This window comes from Spirillospora sp. NPDC048819, assembly GCF_040650055.1.
In the GTDB taxonomy this organism is placed as follows: domain Bacteria; phylum Actinomycetota; class Actinomycetes; order Streptosporangiales; family Streptosporangiaceae; genus Spirillospora.
The window spans coordinates 77342-99760 of the sequence record NZ_JBEZGN010000039.1 but is presented as its reverse complement, the minus strand read 5'-3'; the positions used below and the strand labels follow the sequence as shown (position 1 = coordinate 99760).

The following is a 22419-nucleotide window of genomic DNA, read 5'->3' as shown; positions in this document are numbered from 1 at the left end:
GCGACAGGGCCGAAAGGGCCGCAGGCGGCGACATGCCGGATGGTGAGCGGGTCCGCGTCCTCCTGCAAGGTAGAGCCTGCCAGGACGATAGCGCCGATGAGTACCGTCGAGTTAACGGCGATCGGGAGCCGGCGAGGTGTTGTGGACTCAGGCATACGGACCTCGTTCGTGGGTGCGGCTCCGGTGGCGGTCGAGGGGAGGCGCGGGCGAGCGCTGGAGAGACGTCCGTGGCGGGGTCGGATAGCGGCGGGGCCATCTGATGGCTGTGATGAGCGCGATGGGCCAGCCGAAGACGGTGACGCAGCAGATCACGTTGAGCAGGACGATGTAGCTGATGTCGTCCGCGCCGCGGATGAGCGCTATGAGCGTCGGCAGCGCCGCGAGCACGGCGAGAAGGCCGATCAGTGCGAGCCAGAAGTACACGCTGTTCTGGATGGCGGTCATCATTTCGTTCCCTCTGGTCAGAGATTCCGTCGGCGGTTCCGGTCGGGAACCTGCGGCTGTGTCCGGCGCGCGGCAGGCATACCGGAGGAGTTACTCGAACTCATCTCCAGTGCCTCGTCGATGGAGTGGGGGAAGTCTTCGGCCGCCCGTTGCACGTCGGAGCCTCGAGTGGGGCCGGACGCGGCAGTCGCCGGGACGGCCTTGGCGATGATGTGCTCTGGCAGGTTGGTGGTGATCTCCAGGACGGTGCGCAGTTCTTCGGCCAGGGGCTCACGCCCTTGGAGACGAAGCTTGGTTCTGAGCTGGTCGGCGATCTGGCTCGCGCGCTGTTCCTGGCGAGCCTCCTCCCATTCACCACGGTCCGGGCCGTGAAATCGTGCGGCCCACTCGGCGCCGGTGCCTTCGTGGAGTTGTCCGGGCTGAGGTGCCGGCTCGCCAGTGCGGACGTTCGGTTCCCGTGTGAAGAACGGCGCGGCCTGCGTCATTGCGTCGAGCGGACCCTTGCCTTCACCGCGGAACCGGTCGTAGTGGCTCATCGCGTAAGGGTGAAGGTGGCGCAGCCGCTCCTCGCATTTGCGGACGGCGAGGGACGCTGAGGCGTTGTCCGAGGCGTACGGGACAGCCGCACCCCATGCTTTGGCGACGTCCAGCAGGGATGCCTGGCGTAGCCACTTCCGGTCGTGCACGCGGCCCCAGCGCGAGCGGGCTTCGGCCAGTGCAGCCCTCTGGACCTGGGCTTCTGCTCGTTGAGCCGTACCGTCCCGCGCCTGCCGCGCGGCCTCTAACCGCTGACGGCGCTGGGCGAAGCCTTGCCGCGCTGCGACGGCCAACGACACGATCTGGACGAGTCGTTGCCCGCCGTGCTGGAGACCTTCGGCGATCGGGTCGGGATGCTGCTGGCTCAAATCGTCCTCCGAGTGTTGTCAGGGCGCTTGGAAGGTGCTCTGTGAGGAGAGCGTTGGACGTCGGGGCTTCTCTGCTGCTCGGGCCGGCCCAGAGAGGGCGGTAAGCGGACGTCGTCCGCTGCCGATGAGATGTCCGGGCCGGGCTCTGGGCTGATCGCGGAGGTGACGATGGCGGTGACCTCGGCCTTATCCATGCCCGTGCGGGCCGAGACGCGGACGACCTGGCGAGCGATCTGGTCCGGCGGCAGTTCGGCGATCAGGGCAGCGGCGGCTTGGGCAGCGGCCACGCGGGACTCGACGAACTCCAGCGTTCCCCCGAATCTCCGGATCCTCTCATCTACCAGCAGGTCAGCGAGAGGAGTCACGGAAAGTAACGCCTCATGGACAGCCGTGTGGCTCTTCGAGGACAGGAGTTCTGCCGGGTCCTGGCCTTGAGGAAGGACGGCCGCCTCGACCGGCCCAGGGACACGGCGAAGCATGGGCCAGGCCCGGATCGCTCCGGCGCGTCCCGCGGAATCGCCGTCGAGTGCGATGACCAGCCCGGACGTTCCGAGGTCGGTGCAGGCGGCTATCGCATCCACCTGGGAACCGGTGATCGCCGTCCCGCAGGGGGCGAGCGCGGCGTACGTCTCCGGCATGGCGGTGTTGACGGCGATCGCATCAAGCGGGCCTTCGACCATGAGGGGGCGTACCGCACCCGCGAGCCGGCCTTGTCCCTCGTGAAGGCCGAAGAGGATCTCGCTCTTGCGGAAGAGTGCCGTCTCGGGGGTGTTGAGGTACTTGGGGCCTGGAGCGTTGTCGCGACGACGGCCGATGAAGCCGAGGACGTCGCCGCCTCGGTCCCGGAGTGGGAACAGGACCCGGTCACGGAACAGGTCGAAGGGCTCCCCGCCATCTTTGCTTCTGGCGAGGCCGGCTTGGATGAGCGTCTGGTCGCGGTGTCCCCGCTCGCGTAGATGTTGAAGCAGCGCGTGGCGGGTGCGCGGTGCGAGGCCGATCTCCCATTGCTCTTGCGTCACCAGGGTGAAGCCGCGGCTTGCGAGGTAGCGGGCGCCCCAGCTCCCCGGCAGGTTCCGCCTGTAGAAACGGTGAGCATCGGCAACAGCGGCCCGGAGTTGTTGCGTGGAGACCTCCGGTGACTGTTGGGCTGCCAAAGCCGAGGCTCGGCTCGACGGCGGGGTCTGCTCCGAGCGGTCTCCCTTCTCGGTGGTAGCTGCGCTTGCGACGGTCGCCGGTGGACGAATGGTCGCGGCAACGTCGGACAGCCCGCGTAGCTGACGTCGAAGCCGCGTGCTCGTCCGGACGATCTGGTCTCCGATGGCACGAATCGCGGCGGACGCGTCTGTCCGGCTGTCGGTCCCCGCCCACTCTCGCGGCGTTGGGAAGGCGAGCAAGCCCGAGATCTCCAATCCCATCTCGCGAAGGACGAGATAGGCGATCGAGTCCGCCTGAACGCGCCGAACGCCGCGGCATGGGGCGGAGTGACTGCCGTCGGTGTCGATATGTCCGCCGGGTCGCTGGGTGTGGGCAAGTTGGTGTGCGAGCACCGCCGCCGCGGTTGTGTCGTCCAGTTCCGGTGCGATCTTGATCCGCCGCCCGGGGCGTCCGAGGTAGGTCCACCCCTGCCCACGGTCCACGTAGAGCCCGAGGTCGGCAGCGAGCTTGGACAGCCCCCGCAGCCCCACAGCAGGAGAGAACAGCTCCTTCTCGATCGCCTCGCCGTCGGTCTGTTCGACGTCGAAAACCGTCCGTGGCTTCCCGCGCGTGGAGATGATCCGGATCCCCGTCTCGCCGCGGCGAACCTGCCGACCCTCCTTCTGCCATGCGTCGTACGAGCGCACGTCGGTCGCCGACGGTCGCTGAGCCGGGATCAGCAGGGTGTTGGTGAATCCGTAGCGTCCATGCCGACTCGCATGCTCCAGCCAGGTTTCCCACTCCAGCCGTCCGTCGGTGAGGCAGGTGACGGCATGGTCCGCGATCCCCTGAAGGATGCCGAGCCGACGGGCCTGTTCCTCGTGTGCGAGTTGCTCGCCACCAGACGGGTTGGTCATGACGGTCCGCCCTTGGTGGCCTCTTCGCGCACAGCGGCGATCATCTGCGTGAGCCGGTGGTTGGCGATCGTGAAGCCGAGTTCGCGTAGGCGGCGGCCCAGCCGGTCCCGGCTGAGCTGGACGCCTTCGCGTTCTACCTCGCGCTGAAGCTGCCGGGCGATTGCCATCAGCTGGTCGTCTTGCCCGCTGTCGGCCGCCTCGTCTTCACCGGACGTGCCGTACGCGGTGTGCTGGGCCGGGAGGTGGCTGAGCGCAAGCCGTTCGGCCAGCGGTGCACGCCACCGCCAGGACCACCTGCCGTACTCTCGCTGCAGTTGCGAGACAGCTACCAGGTGGCGGTACTCCAGGTCGAGGCCCTGCCGGTACTCGATGATGTGCCAGAGGATCATGCGGCGCCACAGCAGCAGGCTGGATACCGGGGCGAGCGCCCAGCGCGCCGCGGGGACCCGTTCGACGCGGCTGGTGGACGTGAGACCGACCCAGCGTCGGATCAGGTGCCGGAGCCCTTCGACGACCGTGATGAACAGGATCGGCATGGCCGCGAACATGACGCTCCCGGCGAAGTCTCCATGGGCGGCGGCCACATTCACCAGGACGGTGCCGGCGATGTAGGCCCAGGCGACCCACCGCAGCACCGGCCATGGCAGGTCGAGGTACTCCATCAGCAGGTCCCAGGCCAGCAGGACCAGGATCCCGACGTCCATGCCGACCGGGACGATCCACGCCAGGCCCTCGAAGTGCGGCTCAGCCATCTGCCGGAGGGTGGTGAACGAGCCGAGGCCGCCGAGCACCGCCAGCGCCGCAATCAGAGGTGCGACTCCGGCGGCGACCCACTTGACGACCCCGGCGTTCCGACGCACTCGCGCGCCCCCCTTCGGGGCGTTGGCCGGCGTCGTTGCTTCCGGTTGCCGGAACGGAGTCACCGAAGGCGCCTCTCGACCATCCAGATCAGCACCCGGGCGACGTGCCGAGCCTCGTCGGTGGTGCCGAGGAGCCGGCCGTGGGCTGTGACGTAGGCGTAGGCGCCCTCGGCTCCGGCGCACAGAACGGTCTCCGACCACCCGTTGTGACGGATCCGCAGGCGCCAGCGTCCGTTGCGAGGCTTGCGGGCTCGTACGCAAGCCCGAGCCGCCGCAGCTCGTAGTGGAGCCGGAGGAGACGGGCTCGCCGTTCTTCCAGTTCAGCCTGTGTGGTCGTTGCCTGCGTCTTCATCGCGTCCCCCGGTGATGTCAGCCGACGAGCCGAGCGGTCATCAACTAAAGTTCTTGATCAGAAAGATGCATCACACAAGAGAGGCTCGTCAATCACAGTGGGCACTCAGCGTGTTGCGTCGCTTATGAGCGACAGAGGTTCAAGAAGGCGTTCGCCGTTGGCTCGTTCGCGGACGCGTTGCCGCGGGAGCCGAGCCAGCAGCGGCTACACCACTCGCAGGAGCCCACGGATTCGGGAAGGCCGCCATGGCCAGTTGGAACGGTGATGGCTGGACGAGAGCCTCGTGGCCCGCCGCCTGACCCGCAACAGCAGTCGCATGGCTCAGGTTCCGGCTCGCGGCACGCGCCGCGTCGGCCTGCGCCTGACGCTGTTGGAGTTGCCGGAGCTGGGCAAGGGTGTCCAGAAGAGTGATCAACCGGCTGACCAGCACCATGATGGAAACGGCGCCGCGATTCTGTGTTCCGGCCAGCGTCAGCAGCCGGGCTGCCGTACGCAGAGCATTCCCCGCCGAACTGGCCCGAGGGATACGACCGTACGGAGCGCGGGCGGCGCGGTCGTAGCTGTCGGCGGCACGTCCGAGGTGAGGATTGCCGGTGGCCTTGGCGGCTACGCGTAGGGCGTCGGACGCGGCCCAGCACGCGTCCTCGGCGGCATAAGGGTTGGTGGCTAGATGCCGACGGAGGTGAGACGTGGCGTAAGCGGCGGCGCCAGCGGCATCGTCATAGAACGCCTGGCGCTCTTCGAACGTCAGCTCGTCCTCCTCGGCACCGGCACCACGCTCCCCGGCGTTCCACCCCTGCTGAATACGAGGCAGGCTGAGGTCTTCAGAAAGCCGACCCCCGGTGTGCCAGACGGGTTCTTCCGTGTCGGGCAACGCGACCGCATAGCCGGTGAGCTGGCCAGGTTCCAGCCGACTGTACCGACGCTTCACCAGCAACCCCTGCCGCTCAAGCAGTTCAAGGAATTCCGTAGCCGTCCGGGCTTCGTCCGCCGCGCGGCGGACGGTCGTCCGTAAAACGGCGCGAGTCGTCCGCGCCGACAGATGCCGTCCAGATAGCGGACGAGACCCTGGACGGTCGGGCCCCTCCATGCCCCACCGGCGCCGGAGCTTGGGAAGGGTCAAGTCGCTGGCGAGCTTCCCGCCGCCGAACCACACGGGCCGTCCGGATGCATTCAGATCATCGGGCATCGCCACGGCGTAACCGGTGACCTGGTCGGCGAACTGCGTGCTGTAGCGCTTGCGTACCAGGACGCCCTCAGCCTCCAGGGCAGCGAAGAATTCAGCCTCCGTCCGCGCCTCCGCCGCAGCGGTGGCGACATGGCGCCGCAGGACACCGCGCGCAGGCTCACGACGACCAACGCGCTGGGCCTTTTCAGTCTCGGCGCGTTTGGGTCGCCGCGCCGCCGTCCGGTCCGCCGACGCGGTGGACCGCAGACCGAACTGCTCCTCCATCGCACGGCAGGCGGCCCGGACCCGGTACCCGTCGTTCCAGACCTCCGGCCGGATCCCGTCGGCACGCGCCAGCGTCGCGGCGATATGGATGTGGTCGTCAGCATGACGAACCGCGATCCATCGCACACCGTCATCGTCTCCGTCCGGGGCCAGCCCGGTCCGGGACATGATCTCGGCCGCGACCTCGGCCCACTGCCGATCGTCCAGAATCGGATCATCGGGCGCCGCCCGGACCGACAGATGCCACACCGGCTTGCGGTAGTTCCGCTCCCCCAGCAGTGCAAGCGGCTGAGTGAGCAAGCCGTCCAAGCGCGTGAAGTCCCGGCTCCCATCGCTTCGCAGGGCCGGCTCAAGCTCGGCCGGGCTCCGGAACCCCGCCACGATGCGTGGATCCCGATGCTCCCCGTGCCGTCCCGGCCCATAGAGGTACCGGATCAGGCCCTGCACCCGCTTACCGCGCAGCACCTTCCCGATCAACGCCGGTCCCCGACTTCAAGGGAGACGGCGGCGCAGCTCGTCAGCAAGGTCATCAAGCTTCCCGACGGTCCGCGCTGCCGCCTCGGCATACCACCGCAACTGCGGCGGCGGCTCACCCGAATGCAACGCCGCAACCGCCTGGTTGAGATTCACCCCGATCCGCCGGACCTGCCCCACCGCATGCATCAACGCCGCCAGCGCCTCCCGCAACTCGACGTACTCGGGCCGCTCCACATCGCGCGCGGCCGCCAGCAGCACCTGAGCCGCCCAAGCTCCCGTCGCCAGCCGCTCCCGTCCCGCAGCCGCCACCAGCAAGGCATGCTCATCGTCAGACAACGCCACGAACAACGCCCGATCACGCCGCGGCGTACGGTGCGCCCTTCGATTTCGTGTGGTCGCCTTCCGGGGCGACGAGCCCTCAACGTCCTCCGTCATCGGCCTCCACCGGATCGCGCTCGATCCGCCGCCGACATGTGGACCGCGCCCGGTCCACACGCCAAATCCTTAGGATTTCCATTTCTTGCCCCGCGCCAGCGGACCCTCCAGCGAACGCGGCCCGCGTCCGTGCGCACGCACGCAAGCGAAGGACCCGCCGACGGGCAGGGCCGGGCTAAAGTGAGCCCGTGGAACGTGAGCAGGTCGTCATCAACCTCTCGGCGGACGAGGCCCTGGTGCTGTCGGACTGGCTGGAGCGAGTACAGATGACCGACCTCAGCCACCTGATCGACGACCCGGCCGTATGGGCTCCCCTGCACCGGATCGCCGGCAGCCTCGACACGACACTGTCCGCGATCTTCGCGCCGGCTACGCCGAGCACCTCGCCGCAGCGCGTCAACGCCTCTCCGCCGACACCGCACAGGAGCCGACTGATGAACGGTGACCCGGCAACAGACCTGCCCAAGCTCGCCGCCCCGGCCCGGCGAGCCCTGGCATCCGCCGGCTACGGCAGTCTCGCCCAAATCGCTCAGGCCACCGAGGACGAGATCGCCGTACTGCACGGAATGGGCCCAACGCGATGAAGACGTTGCGGCAAGCCCTCCAGGAACACGGCTTGTCATTCCGAACCGACGCCTAACCCCCGCCTACGTGGGCCTGCGACGGCCTCGGTTCACCGTTCCCGACGCGGATGCCGCGCCTGAGGTGGCGAGCGAAGCTCGGGCGCCACATGCTGGACGGCGCTCGGGTCGGTAAGGACGTCGCCGACCGGGTTAGGAAAGTCCTCCCTCGCGGGCTCAACCTGCGACGCCTCCCGCTCGATCGCGCTCCGCACCGCGTGTTGGTCGAGTGCCGGCTCGTCGCCGGGGCCCAGCGTGTAGATGGGGGCGATCGCGCTTGCCGCCCGCCGGAAGCTGTCCCCGAGGTCGGCAGCCTGCTCGGCGGCCTGCGACAGCGAGTTGTGCGCCACCGTCACGGCCGCGACGGGATCGTCGCCCTGGTCATGCCCAAGGTTTCCTGCATCCAGTTCCTTGGTCAGGAACTCATCGACTTGCTCGGCAGTCTGCGCCAGACGGAAGGAGGTCTGGGCCAGGTTCCCCAGAACCGTGTACGCGCCGGCGGCCTCCGACAGGCCCGGCTCGCGCTGAGTCAGACGGTTGAGGGCTCGGACGCGCTCATGCAGCTCACCGGCGAGCCGCTCGATGTCGGCGCCTGTACGGGTCTTGTGATCGTTCACCTGAGGTGCTCTCCAACATCATCGGGGATACGGCCATTCGGCACTCCTCTCTCTGGACAGCACTGACGTTGAATCAGGAGCTTTGAAGCTCACTGCGCTCCATCTTGTCAACTACAAGCAACGATAGCCAGCTTGATCAACGGCGTGTCACCGCCCTTCGCTTGGCCCGCGACCACAGCTGAGGACTCGTCTGGTTCTGCAGGAGCGGCAGAATGGTCCGAATGCTCATCGTGCGTGCGACCAAGAAGCTCCTCAATCGCATCGGGACGCCCAGCCCAGGTGAGACCGAAGCGTCCACCACCCTGCTCGGCCAGTGGTACGCCACGGCGCTCTTCTGGAAGCCCCAGGTCGCGCTGTTCGTCAACGAACCCACGCTGCTCCCGGTACTGATGCCGCTGGCTCCCGCCGCAACGTTGGTGGACCGATTCCCACACCATCTCGCGACGGTGCTCACCGCCCACGGCGCCTCAGAGGCGATCGTCGACCGGGAACTGGAGCAGATGGCTGAGCATCGCGTCGCCAAGACCGCCAACCGCAGCGTCGTGGGCGTGATGAACGAGTTCTCCTACCTCGCCGACATCTACCGCGCCGGCACCCCGGCCCCAGACCTATTCGACCTGTCGATGCGTCTGGCCACTACGCCCTGCGGCCCCCTCTACCCCCGGCATGGCAACCCCGACCGCGAACTGAGAGCCCTACTGCGATCGGTTGCGCCGCTGGAAACCTGACTCGCCGACGACCGCGATCGCGGACAAGCCCGACGGCCACCAGGTGATCGGCGATCTCACCTCCCAGAGGCGATTACAGCGCTCGCTTCGTCAGCCGCTGCGGCAGTCCGCTTTCGCAGGTCAGCTCCAGAATGACTCCAAGGGCGGGAAGTGGCCGCACCTTCGAGCTCTTGACTTCTGGCCCAGTTGACGATCTCGATGCCTTGATCACGGATGAATGTAAGCCCCACCGTCCGGTGCTTGGACGATCACGCTTAACGTGCTGGGTGAGAGCAGGGGAGGTGCTATGGGGTCAGATCGTGCCGCGCCGAGGGTGACCAGGGATGAGTTGCTGGCGATGATGCCGGAGGCGCTCAGGGAGACGTTGCCGTTGGTGCCGTGGAAAATCGAGCGGTTGTGGCGGCTGGAACTTCCGGTGCGGCGCGTTGCTGTCCAGGAGCTGGCCTGGTTGTTCGATCTGCCGTTGTGGCAGCTGAACGGCGAGCGTTTTCGGGTCGCGCCGCGCCAGGTCCGGGACGATCCCCAGCGGTTTCCCGATCATCTGCAGCGGGTGATGGCCAGCGATCTGGCATATCCGATCCACCTGGTCGAGCACAACGGTCGGCTGGTGGTACTGGATGGGTTCCATCGCCTTCTCAAGGCCAGTATCGAGGGGCGGGGCGAGGTCGAGGCGATGGTGCTGTCGCCTGCTGACCTTGAATCAATCTGCGAGGAGCGGCGGTAATCTCAAGGAGGTTCTCGCGGAAGCGGTGGCGGTGCAGCCGACAACCTCCCGCAGGTCGCGAGCCTGGACGAGCGGCCGGTCGATCATCTCGTGCCCGACAGTTCGGCCACCGCATCCGGACGGTCGGGCGTCGGACCTCGTCCGTCATGACGGAACCGGGACGTCCTCGACAGGCTTGGTGGGGGTCACTGCCGCGCGTGGCGTTGTCCGGAGGACGAGTAGGGAGCAGGCCACGGCGACGACGGTGAGGGCGCCTGCGCCAAGGACGGCGGCTTGGGATCCGAAGCCCCTTACCAGAGGCCCCGCCACCAGGACCGTGATGGGCATCAGGACGTAGCTGGCGATGATGTTCCAGCTGTTCACCCGCACCAGTACCTCCGGCGCGAAGGTGTTCTGCAGCGCGGTCGTCCAGAGGACGTAGTAGATCGCCGTGCAGACACCTGGGATGAGCGTCGCCGCCGCCAGGACGCCCCATGGCGCCTGTACCCCCATGAGGAACATGGGTATGGCCCCGGCGGCCGGCAACGAAGCTGCGGCTAGGACCAGGCGGGTCGGCCTCCAGCGGGTGCCGATGAATGCTCCCACCAAGGCGCCGACGTACTCGAAGGCGGTGACGATTCCCCATGCCCGCGCGCCGCCGTGGCCGTCTTCCATGTACACCGGACCGGCGATGTCGGTGTAGCACACCATGGCGATGATCACTGCGGTGTATTGCAGCGTCATGACCCACACCCAGCGGTGCGACACGAACTCGCGCCAGCCGTCGCGGAGTTCGCGGACAAAATTGGGATGGTCGCTTTGCCAGCGCGGTGTCTTGAGTCGGCAGAGCACGACCGCACCAACCGCGCAGAGAATGCTTCGGGTCGAAGCGGCCCAGCCGGGGCCGACCGTGCTGACCACCATCCCGGACGACGACAGACCTATCAGCAGGCCGATCGAGTCGGTCTGCTTGATCAGGGCGTTGCCGGCGAGCCGGCCCTTCCCGGCAAGAAGGTCGGCGACGATGCCACGGATCGTGGGCAGGAATGTCGCGGTACCGATGCCGGACAGCATCGCGAGCCCGCAAAGCAGGGGGAGCGGGGCCTGCTCGGTCAGAAAGCAGGTTCCCAGGGCCAGCCACGCAACGCTCGTGATCACTTCGGCTGCGATCAGGACGTGGTGGCGGCGGAAGCGGTCGCCGATGACTCCGCAGAAGAGGATGAGGAGGGCGGGGAGGGAGTTGCAGGCCAGCACGATCGCGAGGCCACCGGGACCGTATCCAAGGTCCATCACACCCCAGGCGAGAGCCATCTGGCCGAAACCGGCACCTGCACTGGAAACGAGGCGGGCAATGAACAGCGGGGATGCTTCAGGGTCTCTGAAAAGAGCCAAGGGCGAGAGGATTTGGAACACGCTGGCACTTTAGAACGCGGCACGTTCGACGCTACTCACTCTTTTCTGGACATTACCAGATGCAGGCGAAACTCTTGCCGTCCAGTCAGACTTTAGTATCGAGCAAGTTGCTGCACAGGAATTGCGAGATCTCCTCATAGGCGCGAAGTTCGTTATTCCGGTTGGTGAATCCGTGCCCTTCGTCCTCGAAGACCTCATAACGGACGTGGACACCTCGGTCGCGCAGACGGGTGACCAGCTGGTCGGACTCGGCTCGGGGGACGCGCGGATCGCGGGCGCCTTGCAGGACGAGCAAGGGCGCGTTGATGGCGTCGGCGTAGCTGATGGGTGAGCGTTGCGTGAGCGCCTCGGCGTCGCGGTCCGGGTCACCGAGGACGGTGGAGACGAAGTGCTTCCAGGTCGGCGGGCACTCTCGGGCGAGAGTCACCAGGTTTGAAGGGCCGCACAGAGACACACCCGCTGCCCACGAGTAGGGAAGCCGAGCCAGGCAGGACAACGCAGCAAAGCCACCATACGAGCCGCCCATGACAGCGATGCGATCACCATCGAGGTCTGGGATGGACTGCAGGTAGCGAGCAGCATGGTCAAGGTCGTCCAGGTCGAAGCCGCCCCAGTTGCGGTAGATGAGCTTCTGGTGCGTCGCTCCGTAGCCGGTGGACCCGGCGATGTTGGGAGCGAAGATGGCGATGCCCTGGTCAAGCAGATACTGATAGAGGCCGGAGCGAGGGTAGGCGGGACGTTCCTGGGCCTCGGGACCACCGTGGATCGACAGCAACACCGGGTGTGGCCCGCGCATGTGCGGCCGGTAGAGCAGCGCATGAACACGACGTCCGGCAGACGCGGAGTAGACGACGGGCTCCGGCTCGACCGGCTCGATGACGTGCAGCGCGGGCGGGCGAACATCGGTGAGGTACCGGAACCCTTCCGCCGGGTCCAGGACGGCGATCTCGCTGGGGCGGGTGGCGGTGTCGATCAGGGCGACGGCGGGGTCGGCGCCAGGTGCCAGCGCGAGCGCCTTGACGACGCCCGGCGGGATGTCGGGCAGAGACAGGGCGGCTTCACCATGGATGGCGTGGAGTGTGGAGCGTCCATCGACGTTGATCGACCACAAGACCGTTTCGTCGACGGCTTCGATGCACTCAACGTCCCACTCGTGCTGGGCGAACGGTTCGAGGGAGCCATCGGACAGCCGGTAGCGAGCGGCAACCGTGAACTCTCCCCACAGGTCAGTGAGCAGGAAGAAGCCGGAAGAGTCGGCCATCCAAGGACCTGGCACGAAGAGTCCATCGCCATACGCCGCCGTGAGGCATTCCGGCTCGGTGTCGATGTCATGTAGGTCGATCAGGTAGATCGCGACCTGTGTGTTGGACCGAAACCCGGCGGTCAGCAGCCATCGTCCGTCCGGCGAGACCCTTGCCGGCTCAAAAACCACTCCGGGCGGCGGGGTAATACGGCGATCCGACTCGGCGGCCAGGTCACGGACGAGGACATCCTGAACGGTCGCGTCACGGTCATTGGCCGCATAGACCAGGTGCCGCCCGTCGGTGTCGAACGGCACGGTCGCCAATATTCGCTGGCAGTCCGGGCCGGTGCTGATCTCGGTGGGGCTTTGGTCGTCCAACTCGATCCGGTAGATGCGGTACTGCTCATCACCATCACGGTCAGCGGTGAAGACCAGGCTTTTGCCGTCCGGCGCCCACGCAATCTGCCGGACCGCTTGATCTGTGAGGCTGGTCAGCTGACGAGGCGCACCACCCGCGACCGGGATCGTCCACAGGTCGAAGCGTCCACTGGCATTGCTGGAGTAGGCCACCGTGCCAGCGTCCGGGGATAGAGCCAGGGTGGGCTGGAAACCTTGCTGGGGAACAAAGTCTCGGTACTCAGGCATGGGTTGCCTCTCGGGCGTTACGGGTTACTTGATCCAGCCGCGTCGAACCGCGGCGACTCCAGCGGCGAAGTGGTGGTCGAAGCCGAGCTTGTCCCGGATGGTCGCCGAGTGCCGACGCACCGTGGAAAGGCTCACGCCAGCTCGTTTGGCGATACTCGCGTCGGTCAGTCCCTCGACGAGCATGCTCAGGATCTGCTGCTGCAGCGGATTCAGCGGGCTTTCGCGGCTGGCGGCACCGAAGGGAATCGCACGTTCCCACAGCAACTCGAAGTACTCCCGCAACGCCGCGACGATGACCGACGACCGGATCAGCAACGCTCCCGACATCCCGGTCGGCGTCAGCGGCAGCATGGCGATCGCCTCGTCGGCGAGCTTCATCTTCATGCCGATACGGGGCAGCAGCCGGGCCTCTTCGCCAGCCTCCACAGCGATCTCGATGGTCTTGACGCCGACGGGATGTTCGGCACAACTCGTCTCGTAGAGGGCACGACATCTGACGTGGCCCGCGAAGGACGGCGGAGGTGGCACCGCGGTCAACTCGTCCATCGGCCGCTCGACGTACCCGTTGTCCATCGTGATCCAGTCATGCCGCGCGGCACCGATCAGCGCCCGGGACACGTTGCCGATCTCCTCCCGGTCGGTGATGATCCGCACCAGCCGGTCGTTCGACTCGTCCACTGCCGGGCTCGCCCAGGGATGCGTCTCGGCCATCCGCCGCTGCCCTGTCAGCAGACGCTCCTGGTCGGCGACTAACCGGCGCGTCAGATCGGCCAGCGTGCTCTGCAAGGCCATGTCCGGAGAGACGGGCATCAGCCGTGGCGGCAGTGCCGGCCCCGACGACTGGACGTGCGCCATCCCCGCATCGGTCAGCGCCTCAACCAGCTCGGCACCACCGAGCACAGCGGACGCCTCCGTGTGCAGACACCCGTCCTGCGCCAGCAGTTGGGTGTACGCCGTCAGCAGCTCGCCAGGGACGATGTCCTTCAACAGCCGCTTCGCCGCCTGCTCGGCGTCGATGCCCACTCCACCACCTCCAGGCACAGAGAGTAGCGACACGAAGTGGCAGAGTTACATGACCTCACGGGTGAGTGTTTCGCACCAATGAGCAAAAGTCACCACCGACCCCGCCACCCATCGTGATCCACGACGCCACAGCAGATCCGATGCTCCGAACCGCCAGGGTGCCCTCCCAGAGTTGATCACTTGTCGTCATCATGGGTTTCGCTCACACCGCTGACCTGCGGACTCTCGATTTCATCGTGGCTAGCCAGCGACGACCGACCGGGAGCCAAGATGACTAGCATCTCCATACCGACCTGCAACCGCTGCGACCAGCTGAACGGCCGCAATGTCATCCAGCGACGCCTCCCCCGGATCAGTACCTCAGGGAGTGGAGCCTTCGGATTCCGGTCCTCGCCGAAGAGGATCCGCGCCCGCCTGCGCAGCGTCTTCAGGAACAATCACGACCAGCCTCAGCCCCGCCCGACGTCCCACCGCGCGAACACCGACCCACAGCCACTCGCCCACGCCTTCGGAGGGCCGGAGGGCGCCGGGCTCATCGGGCCGGGCGCAGACGGTCTCCTTCGGGCCGCATTCACCGAAGCGCTCACCCACGCCACCGGCGCTAGGCAGGTCATCACGACGAAGCCCGATCTCGACCGCCTCTTCGCCGGCGCCTTCGACGAACCCTTGATCGACAACTTCGCCCCACGCCTCCACGCGGCGGAGACCCTCGAAGATGCCATCGAGTACATCGAGTTGGAGGACTGCATCTCCACCGCAATCGATACCAACGATGCGTCGTCTGCTGAGAGCCCGGTCTATGTGTGGTTCGCAACTCCTGGGCCGGACGCCGACGTCGTCCACGAGACCCTGCAACGCTGGCACGGAACCAACCTCATCGCCCTCATGTCTGGCGCATGGCCCTATGGCCCCACGCACTTCATCGACGCTGACGGCCCCCGGCGCCTACCCGACCACAACTTGCACCTCCTCCCCCGCGACCAGGCGATCACCAGGCTTCGTGCCCTCGGTTCACAACGCTGAAGGGCAGCACGTTCGATGTGCGCCAGGACTCGTTCGTCCTGGCCCACAGCATCTTCAACGAAGGTCCGGACGCTGGGCAGTGACGTCGGAGACCTCGGCAACAGCGGCATTGATACGGGCCGAGGCCTCGCTTGAATCGGGCGATCGGCCGGTCAGGTGAGGGCGGTGACCTCCTCCCCCGATTCCCGGTCGGCAATGTCGACGTTGTCCCGCCTTCATTCGGCGGTTTGCGTGGTCTGCGGCGTGTGATCAGGTCGTGCCAGGGAGACCGGGGGAGGTGGGGACCTGGCCCATGCGGCGGGCTGCGGTGGCGCCGGCGTCGACGACCAGGTTGGTGCCGGCGATGTAGCTCGCGTCGGGGCGGTTGAGAAAGAGGAGGGCGCGGGCCTGCTCCACGGGTTCGGCGGGACGACCGATGGGCAAGACCCGGGAGTTCCAGAACTCGCCGCCGTAGAACTCCCGGAAGTGGGACGTCATGGGAGTCGTGGTGTCGCCGGGACTGCTGGAGTTGATCCGGATTCCGCGTCCGAGGAAATCGATGCTGCGGGTCATCGTGTAGGCGATGACGCAGGCCTTGGAGAAGCGGTAGCCGGCATCGACGATGTCGGGATGGTCTTCGACCCAAGCGCGTCCCGCAGCGAAGTCCGCGGTTGCGAGGAGTCCTTTGATGTGCTCCAGCAGGTCTGGCCAGCCGAGGCCGCCGACGGATGCGACGCTTGCGATGGCGGAGCCGGGCGCCATGCGCGGCACGAGTGCCTCGGTGAGGTGGCGGAGACCCAGGAAGTTCACGGCGACGACCTCAGCGGGGGCGAAGGTCTGTGGCAGGCCCGCGCAGTTGAACAGGGCGTCAACGTGGTCGGGCAGGGCGGTCACCGCCCGGTCGATCGACGCGGGATCGCGCAGGTCGACGATCGTCGACGTGGCGGTGGCCGACGGGACGGGCCGGATGTCGAGGGCGTGCACGATCGCGCCCTCGGCGTTCAGGAGTTCGGCCGCGGCGGCTCCGATCCCGGATGACGCGCCGGTGACCACGACCTGCTTGCCGGCATACGTGCTCAACTTTGCAACTCTCTGGTCAGGGCCGCGACGTCGTCGACCTGCTCGAGGTTCAGGACCGCGTCGACGAAACCGTCGAGTGCGGCCTCGTCGATGGGGATCCGCGCGTAGGCGGCGCAGTCCCGGAACTTCCGGATCACCTCTTCCTGCGACAGCCGGCTGTACGGCCAGACTCCGCGCGGCTGGTCACAGCGCTGTACGAAGGTGCGGCCGTCGGTCGTCGTCACCTCGATCCTGGCCGGCAGGGCGGCCTTGCGGATCGCGAGGCTCGGGTCGTCGACCGCGGAGATCTTCTGTGCGAACTCCCGGACCGCGGGATCGTTCAGACGTTCGGGCCGGAAGTCGTCGAGTCCGACGTCCCCGCGGACGGCGGCGACTGCGATCGCGTACGGGATGGAGAATTTCGCGTCCATCGGGGTGGTGGGGGCCCGGCGCGCCTCGATCGGCTGGGTCAGCGCGAACGTGCCGAGGGTCGTGGCGACGGTGAGGGACTTTACGTCGGCCGGGTCGAGGCCGGTGTCGGCGAAGAGCTGCAGGGTCGCGTCGATCGCGCAGTGGGAGCCGCCGCAGGCGGGCCAGACCTTGAAGGACACCTCCGCACCGCGGAACCTGCGGCCGAGGTCGTGGGTCACCTCGGCCCGGTCGTGTTCGCCGAAGTAGGCCGGGAAGAGCCCACCGCGCCCCTCGAAGACGTTCTCGATGCCCTGAGCGCCGCGTTGTGCGAGGAGAGCGGCCATGACGCCTGTCTTGTTGGGCCATGAGCCGTTGAAGGAGGCGATGTTGGAGTTGCCGCTCCAGCGCATCTCCAGGGTGCCCGCGGACTGGGTGTAGGCGATGCCGAGCGCCGCATGGGCGCCGCCGGCGTCCAGCTTGAGCAGCTTCGCCGCAGTCGCGGCGGCGGCGAAGCAGCCGAACACCGGCGTGCCGAACCATGGGGCGTGGCTCGGCACGGCCGCGGCCAGCCGGGTGCCCAGGTCGTTGCCGAGCGCAACGGCGAGGATCAGGTCGCGGCCTGATATGCCGACGCTCCGCTCGGCGAGCGCGAGCGCCGTCGGCACTGTGGGCGTGCTGGGGTGGTAGCCGACGTCGCGGACCAGGTCGTCGAAGTCGAGCCCGTGGACGAGGGCACCGTTCACCCAGGCGGCCAGCGGAGCGGGCAGCCGCAGGTCCCCGAACCCGAGGACGGTGCTCTCTTGCGTGCCGCCGAACTCGGCCGCGACGGCGACGTAGTCGTCCACTCCCGGGGTCAGTCCGCTGGAGGCGAGCGTCACCCCGACGGTGTCGAGGATGCTCAGCTTCGTGGTCGTGACGGTGTCCTCGTCGAGGTCGGTGAACCGGGCGCCGACGAGATGCCGGCTGACCGCGTGCGCGAGGTCCCCACTCCCGGTGGGCACGATTGGTGTGGCAGCCACCTCAGGCCCCCGTCCCGTTCGCCGGGAGGTCCCACTCCAGGTGCACTGCTTCTGGGCCGCGGCTCGTCCAGAGCGGCAGATAGCGGATGTCCTGGGCGGGCATCCGCAGGTTCGGCAGGCGGCGGGCCAGTTCCTGAACGGCCACCGGCGCGATCACACGGGCCAGCGGCGCACCTGCGCAGACGTGTGGGCCGAGCCCGAATGCGAGATGCCGGTTCGCGTTCGGACGGTCCAGTTCGTACTTCTCAGGCGCCTCGTATACGGACTCGTCGTGGTTCGCCGAGCCGTAGACCACCAGCACGCGTTCGCCTGCCGGGATCGTGGTGCCCTCGAAGCTCACCTCGGCTGCGGTCCGGTACCACAGGGCCGTGACGGGAGCGTCCATCCGCAGCGACTCCTCGACCGCCCCTGCGGCCAGGGCCGGGTCGGCGGTGACGCGTTCCCAGCGGGAACGGTCCTGCAGCAGGTGGATCATCATGGACGCGAGGTTGTTGGTCGTCGTCCGGTGCCCGGCGATGACCAGGTGGTGGCAGATCGAGATGATCTCTGAGTCGGTCAGCGGCTCCCCGTCCGCGCCGTCGGCCTGGATGAGGATGCTGAACACGTCGTCGCGCGGTTCGGCGCGGCGTTCACGGATCAGCGACCCGATGTACTGCCAGTAAGCGACGTTGTCACGGGCCGCCTGCACCTGCCGCTCGGGCGGGCAGAAGTCCCAGAACAACTCGACGTAGGACACCGACCAGTCCCGGACGCGGTCGGCCGCTTCCCTGGGAACTCCGAGGAAGTCGAACGCCACCATCGCCGGAAGCTGGAACGCGAACTGCTCGACGAACTCACAGCGTCCGTCCGCGGCGAAGCCCTCGATGAGCTCGCCGGCGATGGCCCGGATCCGCGGCTCCATCGTCCGCATCCGGGCGGGAGTGAAGATCTTGGAGGTGAAGCTTCGGATCCGGCGGTGCTCGGGTGGGTTCGTGTCAAAGGTCGGGACCCGGTCGAAACCCTCGGCGAGGATCCGGGTCGCCTCGGCTGTCATCTCGTAGACCGGAAGGAATTCGTCCTTGTGGAAGCGGACTCCGCGGTCCCGCAGGATCTCCGCTACGTCGGCGTAGCGGGACACGACCCACATCCCGATGCGCTCGCTGTAGAACACCGGCTGCTGCCGCAGTTCGGCGTAGACGGGGTGCGGGTTCTGGATCGTGTCATCACTCAAGGGGTCGTACTGGTCGGCCGATTTCGCCGGGGCATGGGCCGGGCAGCTGGGGGCCGGGGCTGGTCCAAGACTCATCGATACTCCTGGTGGGTGCCGAGGCCGTCAGCCGATGACCGCGGGGACGGCGAGATCGGCGGGGTTGACGGCCGGGTCGGCCTTCAGCTGGCCGGTGCGCTTCATGAAGTCGAGGGTGGTCTGCAGCTGGGCGGTCGTGAACGTGGGCCGGAGCATCGAGGCGAACGCGGTCAGGGCGCTGTCCAGCTCCGGGTGGTCGGGCACCTTCGCGGTCTCTACGGCGAACTTGCGTAGATCGCCGAGGTTCGCCGGATCCTTGATGTAGTCCTGCGTCTCCTGCATGGCCGCATGGAACCGGGCCGCGAGTTCGGGCTTGGCGTCAAGAGTGGTCTGCGAAGCGATCTGGCCGGACCATGCCTGCTCGGAGAGCCACTTCGGACCCTGCTTCGCGAACTCGATCACCGCGACGCCGCCGCCGTCGCTGACCAGGCTGAGGGCGGTGCCGATGTCGGCGAAGACGGCGTCGACCTGACCCGACTTGAGCGCGGCCACCTCGGGGCCCCCGTGCTTGATGTTGATGTTCGTGAAGTCCGACTCGCTGAGCCCCGCGTCGGTGAACAGGCCGCGCAGGATGAAGTCCGCCGGGGTGCTGGCACCCGAGCCGGCGATGCTGGCGCCCTTGAGGGCCTTGATCGTCTCCTGCCAGCCGTCCGGGCCGGGAGTCGCGGCGGGGACGGACCCGTAGTCCTTCCGCACCACGAGCACGTAGGGTGCGCCGACGCTCTGTGCCGCGACCAGCGGGATCTTCTTACCGGTCTGCGCGGTCTTCGCGACCGTCGTGACGGCGTGGGCGACGACATCGGCCGTCCCGCTGGTAACCGCGGTCAGCAGGGCGGCTCCGCCGCGCAGGCCGGGAATCAGCTCGGCGTCCAGCCCGTGCTTGGCGAAGATGCCCTTCTCCTGTGCGAGGAGGATGGGCATGCCGGGGATCGATCCGCTCTGCGCGGCGACGGTGATCGAGAGCTTCCCGTCCGCGTTCACGCCCGAGTCGGAGTCACCCCCGCATCCGGCGGTCAGGGCCAGGATGAGGGTCGTCATCGCCATAAGTGATGTCATTCGGGGTCTGCGCGGGCCTCGCTGCAAGGACATCGTCGCTTCCTCTCTGCGCGCGGTTCCGTCCGGATGGTCCGGCCGGGGTTCCCGGCGATGTGATGCCGAACACAACATTCTGCACCATACGCCTAACTTGGCACCCGGTGTCAAGAATGACGCGATATAAAGCCTGGAGTGTCATGCGGTGTCAGATTTGGCATGGCTACACTTGGCGCATGACGAAGCCAGCAGCCTCACCGCTCCGCGAACGCACCCGCCGCGCGGTGCGCGGGGAGCTCATGGACGTGGGCATGGCGCTCTTCGCGCGCCAGGGGTATGACGCGACGACCGTGGAGGAGGTCGCCCAAGCGGCGGGCATGTCGAAGCGCAGCTTCTTCCGCTATTTCGACTCCAAAGAAGATCTGGTCCTCGGCAACCAGGAGTCCATCGGCGAGGAAGTGGCGCAGGCACTCGCGGGCAGGCCGGCCGACGAGCCGCCGTGGCCGGCGCTGCGCCGGGCCTTCGACCTCGTCGTGGAACGCATGGATTCCGCACCGGACCGAGCGCTGATACTGCTGCGGATGCTGAACGACACCCCCGGGTTGATGGCGAGCCAGCTCGCCCGGCGCTCCCGCTGGCGCGAACTGCTCGTACCGCACCTGCACGCAAGGCTCACACCCGAGGGCGCCAGCCCGCACGATCCCCGGCCCCTCGCGCTCGCCGGCGCCGCGCTCGCCTGCTACGAGGCGACCCAGGCGACGTGGCTCGCCTCCGGCGGGACGCTGAGCGTCGGCCTGCTGTTGGACGACGCGATGTCCGCGGTGGCGCCCCTGGAGACCTGACCCGCCCGCGGGCGCAGGCTTGGTGACCTTGCAGGCGAAGCCGACCCGGACGAGGTCATGCCTTCGGTCCGCCCGCCACGTACAGGACCTGCCCGGAGACGAATCCCGCGCCCTCGCTGACGAAGAACGACACGGCGTGCGCGATGTCACCGGGCAGGCCACCGCGCCCCACCGGGATCTGGGCGACGCGGGCGGCGACGAAATCGTCCCAGTCCTGGCCGATCCGTTCGGCGGTCGCCATGGTCATCTCCGTCTGGACGAATCCCGGGGCGACACAGTTCACGGTGACGCCGAACTTGCCGAGTTCGATCGCCAGGGTCTTGGTGAGGCCCTGCATCCCGGCCTTGGCGGCGGCATAGTTCGCCTGCCCGCGGTTCCCTAGGGCCGAGGTGCTGGACAGGTTCACCACGCGCCCCCAGTTCACGTCGACCATGTGCTTCTGCACGGCCTTCGTCATGAGGAACGCCCCGCGCAGGTGCACGGCGATGACCGCGTCCCAGTCGGAGTCGGGCATCTTGAACAGCAGGTTGTCACGGGTGATCCCGGCGTTGTTGACCAGGACGGTGGGCGCACCCAACTCGTCGGTGATCCGGCGTACCGCGGCCTGGACCTGGTCGGCGTCCGAGACGTCGGCGCCAACGCCCAGCGCCCGCCCACCTGCGGAGACGATGGTGTCGACGGTAGGTTTCGTGGCCGCCTCGTCCAGGTCGAGCACCGCCACGGCGAACCCGTCCTCGGCCAGGCGGCGGGCCGTCTCCGCGCCGATGCCGCGGGCCGCCCCGGTCACGATCGCGGTGCGGCGCAGGGACTCGGTCATGGGGTGCTCCTTTTTACTGCGGGCCGCTCGGCCCCCGGAGAATCGGGAAGTTCACGCAAGAGCGCCGCGAAGAGTCCGGCGCCCCTGCGGTACCGGCCGTGGCCCTGGCCCGAGGTGTGCGGGGTCAGGGTCACCGCCGGATGAGTCCACAGCGGGTTGTCGGGTGGCAGGGGTTCGACCGCAGTGACGTCGAGGACGGCCCGCGCCGGAGCCCCGGTGTCAAGCGCCGCGAGCAGCGCTTGCTCGTCGACGAGGCTGCCCCGGGCAACGTTGACCAGGACGGAGCCGGGTGCCATCGCGGCCAGCAAAGCGGCGTCGACCAGCGGCGGCGCGTCCGGGTCGGCGCTGCGCGCGAGGACGACGACGTCGGAACGCGGCAGGACCTCCGGCAGCCCGCCGGCGAGGACGAACTCCGTGGACGGCAGCGGGTCGGGCCGGGTGCGGGCGACGCCGATCACAGTGGCCCCGAGCGCGGTGGCGGCCCGCGCCACGGCCGAGCCGATGTCGCCCAGCCCGACGACGGCCCAGGTCGAACCGGCGATCTCGCGGAACTCGTGGGGCCGCCAGGTGCGTGCGGCCTGCGCGTCCCGCCAATTCCGCGCGTCCTGGAACTCGTCGAGGACCGCGCGCACCACGAACTCCGACACGGGGCCGGCGTAGATGTGCGAGCCCGTGACGCGCACCCCCCGGTCGCGCAGTCTGCCGAAGAGCGGGGAGTCCAGTCCTGCGGTGGAACTGTGCACCCACCGCAGCCGCGGCGAGCCCACGAGCAGCGGAGCGAACCAGCGGACTCCCGCGCCGCCGGTGAACAGGTCGCTCGACAACCACGCGACGTCCGGCGCCGGGTCGGTAAGCGGGGTTCCGGCGGCGTCGGTGACCCCTTCGGCGGACCCCAGGAGGAACCGGGCCCCGGGAGCCGCGTCGGTCAAGAGGTCCCCGAAGTCTCCGTGGGCGGCCTTTGAAACCAGCACGTCCATGATGCC

At 67.9% G+C, this 22419-nt stretch carries 21 protein-coding genes; 5 read left to right on the top strand and 16 right to left on the bottom strand.

All coding sequences use genetic code 11. The annotated features are described in order from the left end of the window. Positions 1–147: 147 nt before the first annotated feature. The 6 genes from AB0C35_RS37470 to AB0C35_RS37445 all read right to left on the bottom strand — a co-directional run bounded on the left by AB0C35_RS37470 (position 148) and on the right by AB0C35_RS37445 (position 6977). Positions 148–444, bottom strand: a complete 297-nt coding sequence (locus tag AB0C35_RS37470) for a superinfection immunity protein (RefSeq protein WP_358466715.1) — start codon at positions 442–444, stop codon at positions 148–150. A gap of 17 nt (positions 445–461) precedes the next feature. Then, on the bottom strand, positions 462–1349 hold the full coding sequence (locus tag AB0C35_RS37465) for a hypothetical protein (RefSeq protein WP_358466713.1): 888 nt from the start codon (positions 1347–1349) through the stop codon (positions 462–464). Next, on the bottom strand, positions 1346–3400 hold the full coding sequence (locus AB0C35_RS37460) for a toprim domain-containing protein (RefSeq protein ID WP_358466711.1): 2055 nt from the start codon (positions 3398–3400) through the stop codon (positions 1346–1348). The genes AB0C35_RS37465 and AB0C35_RS37460 overlap by 4 nt, the downstream gene beginning before the upstream one ends. Beyond that, positions 3397–4260 carry a DUF2637 domain-containing protein gene (locus tag AB0C35_RS37455; protein ID WP_358466709.1) on the bottom strand — a complete coding sequence of 288 codons (864 nt, stop codon included), beginning with the start codon at positions 4258–4260 and terminating at the stop codon, positions 3397–3399. The genes AB0C35_RS37460 and AB0C35_RS37455 overlap by 4 nt, the downstream gene beginning before the upstream one ends. 491 nt (positions 4261–4751) lie before the next feature. Further along, positions 4752–6542 carry a hypothetical protein gene (locus tag AB0C35_RS37450; protein ID WP_358466707.1) on the bottom strand — a complete coding sequence of 597 codons (1791 nt, stop codon included), beginning with the start codon at positions 6540–6542 and terminating at the stop codon, positions 4752–4754. Positions 6543–6557: 15 nt separating this feature from the next. Next, the gene (locus AB0C35_RS37445; RefSeq protein WP_358466705.1) at positions 6558–6977 is read right to left on the bottom strand and encodes a hypothetical protein; all 420 of its coding nucleotides are present in this window, start codon (positions 6975–6977) and stop codon (positions 6558–6560) included. A gap of 188 nt (positions 6978–7165) precedes the next feature. On the opposite strand from AB0C35_RS37445, the gene AB0C35_RS37440 reads away from it, so the two are divergent. Then, positions 7166–7561: a hypothetical protein gene (locus AB0C35_RS37440; protein ID WP_358466703.1), complete on the top strand. Its 396-nt coding sequence runs from the start codon at positions 7166–7168 to the stop codon at positions 7559–7561. Between the two features lie 89 nt (positions 7562–7650). Here the strand turns inward: AB0C35_RS37440 and AB0C35_RS37435 are convergent, their stop codons facing one another. Next, positions 7651–8214, bottom strand: a complete 564-nt coding sequence (locus tag AB0C35_RS37435) for a hypothetical protein (protein ID WP_358466701.1) — start codon at positions 8212–8214, stop codon at positions 7651–7653. Positions 8215–8435: 221 nt separating this feature from the next. Here AB0C35_RS37435 and AB0C35_RS37430 point away from each other — a divergent pair, with 221 nt between their 5' ends. Then, a complete protein-coding gene (locus tag AB0C35_RS37430) occupies positions 8436–8942 on the top strand; it encodes a hypothetical protein (RefSeq protein ID WP_358466699.1) in 507 nt (168 codons plus the stop codon). Between the two features lie 313 nt (positions 8943–9255). Next, complete coding sequence (locus AB0C35_RS37425; protein ID WP_358466697.1) at positions 9256–9666, top strand: hypothetical protein; 411 nt, start codon at positions 9256–9258, stop codon at positions 9664–9666. Positions 9667–9810: 144 nt separating this feature from the next. Here AB0C35_RS37425 and AB0C35_RS37420 read toward each other — a convergent pair whose 3' ends face one another. The 3 genes from AB0C35_RS37420 to AB0C35_RS37410 form a co-directional block, all read right to left on the bottom strand. After that, positions 9811–11058 (bottom strand): MFS transporter, encoded by a 1248-nt coding sequence (locus AB0C35_RS37420; protein ID WP_358466695.1) that lies wholly within the window; start codon positions 11056–11058, stop codon positions 9811–9813. Between the two features lie 85 nt (positions 11059–11143). Continuing rightward, a complete protein-coding gene (locus AB0C35_RS37415; protein ID WP_358466693.1) occupies positions 11144–12871 on the bottom strand; it encodes a prolyl oligopeptidase family serine peptidase in 1728 nt (575 codons plus the stop codon). A gap of 99 nt (positions 12872–12970) precedes the next feature. Then, on the bottom strand, positions 12971–13969 hold the full coding sequence (locus AB0C35_RS37410) for a LuxR C-terminal-related transcriptional regulator (RefSeq protein WP_358466691.1): 999 nt from the start codon (positions 13967–13969) through the stop codon (positions 12971–12973). A 270-nt stretch (positions 13970–14239) separates the two neighbouring features. Between AB0C35_RS37410 and AB0C35_RS37405 the strand changes: the two genes are divergently transcribed. After that, a complete protein-coding gene (locus AB0C35_RS37405) occupies positions 14240–14992 on the top strand; it encodes a hypothetical protein (protein ID WP_358466689.1) in 753 nt (250 codons plus the stop codon). A 249-nt stretch (positions 14993–15241) separates the two neighbouring features. Here the strand turns inward: AB0C35_RS37405 and AB0C35_RS37400 are convergent, their stop codons facing one another. The 4 genes from AB0C35_RS37400 to AB0C35_RS37385 form a co-directional block, all read right to left on the bottom strand. Beyond that, on the bottom strand, positions 15242–16051 hold the full coding sequence (locus AB0C35_RS37400) for a coniferyl-alcohol dehydrogenase (protein ID WP_358466687.1): 810 nt from the start codon (positions 16049–16051) through the stop codon (positions 15242–15244). Beyond that, positions 16048–17460 (bottom strand): MmgE/PrpD family protein, encoded by a 1413-nt coding sequence (locus AB0C35_RS37395; protein WP_358466685.1) that lies wholly within the window; start codon positions 17458–17460, stop codon positions 16048–16050. The genes AB0C35_RS37400 and AB0C35_RS37395 overlap by 4 nt, the downstream gene beginning before the upstream one ends. Before the next feature lies 1 nt (position 17461). Then, a complete protein-coding gene (locus AB0C35_RS37390; protein ID WP_358466683.1) occupies positions 17462–18670 on the bottom strand; it encodes a cytochrome P450 in 1209 nt (402 codons plus the stop codon). Between the two features lie 102 nt (positions 18671–18772). Next, positions 18773–19783 (bottom strand): ABC transporter substrate-binding protein, encoded by a 1011-nt coding sequence (locus AB0C35_RS37385; RefSeq protein ID WP_358466681.1) that lies wholly within the window; start codon positions 19781–19783, stop codon positions 18773–18775. Positions 19784–20013: 230 nt separating this feature from the next. Between AB0C35_RS37385 and AB0C35_RS37380 the strand changes: the two genes are divergently transcribed. Beyond that, entirely contained in the window at positions 20014–20619 is a 606-nt protein-coding gene (locus tag AB0C35_RS37380) for a helix-turn-helix domain-containing protein (protein WP_358466679.1), read from the top strand. A 55-nt stretch (positions 20620–20674) separates the two neighbouring features. On the opposite strand, the gene fabG is transcribed toward AB0C35_RS37380, so the two are convergent. Further along, a complete protein-coding gene (gene fabG, locus AB0C35_RS37375) occupies positions 20675–21436 on the bottom strand; it encodes a 3-oxoacyl-ACP reductase FabG (protein WP_358466677.1) in 762 nt (253 codons plus the stop codon). Further along, on the bottom strand, positions 21433–22413 hold the full coding sequence (locus tag AB0C35_RS37370) for an NAD(P)-dependent oxidoreductase (RefSeq protein ID WP_358466675.1): 981 nt from the start codon (positions 22411–22413) through the stop codon (positions 21433–21435). Before AB0C35_RS37370 ends, fabG begins: the two co-directional genes overlap by 4 nt. Positions 22414–22419: the final 6 nt, after the last annotated feature.

Excerpts from the sequence above, each read along its gene's own strand:
- AB0C35_RS37470 (WP_358466715.1), bottom strand. The coding sequence starts at position 444 with ATGACCGCCATCCAGAACAGCGTGTACTTCTGGCTCGCACTGATCGGC.
- AB0C35_RS37460 (WP_358466711.1), bottom strand. The coding sequence starts at position 3,400 with ATGACCAACCCGTCTGGTGGCGAGCAACTCGCACACGAGGAACAGGCC.
- AB0C35_RS37445 (WP_358466705.1), bottom strand. The coding sequence starts at position 6,977 with ATGACGGAGGACGTTGAGGGCTCGTCGCCCCGGAAGGCGACCACACGA.
- AB0C35_RS37430 (WP_358466699.1), top strand. The coding sequence starts at position 8,436 with ATGCTCATCGTGCGTGCGACCAAGAAGCTCCTCAATCGCATCGGGACG.
- AB0C35_RS37405 (WP_358466689.1), top strand. The coding sequence starts at position 14,240 with ATGACTAGCATCTCCATACCGACCTGCAACCGCTGCGACCAGCTGAAC.
- AB0C35_RS37385 (WP_358466681.1), bottom strand. The coding sequence starts at position 19,783 with ATGACGACCCTCATCCTGGCCCTGACCGCCGGATGCGGGGGTGACTCC.
- AB0C35_RS37380 (WP_358466679.1), top strand. The coding sequence starts at position 20,014 with ATGACGAAGCCAGCAGCCTCACCGCTCCGCGAACGCACCCGCCGCGCG.
- fabG (WP_358466677.1), bottom strand. The coding sequence starts at position 21,436 with ATGACCGAGTCCCTGCGCCGCACCGCGATCGTGACCGGGGCGGCCCGC.
- AB0C35_RS37370 (WP_358466675.1), bottom strand. The coding sequence starts at position 22,413 with ATGGACGTGCTGGTTTCAAAGGCCGCCCACGGAGACTTCGGGGACCTC.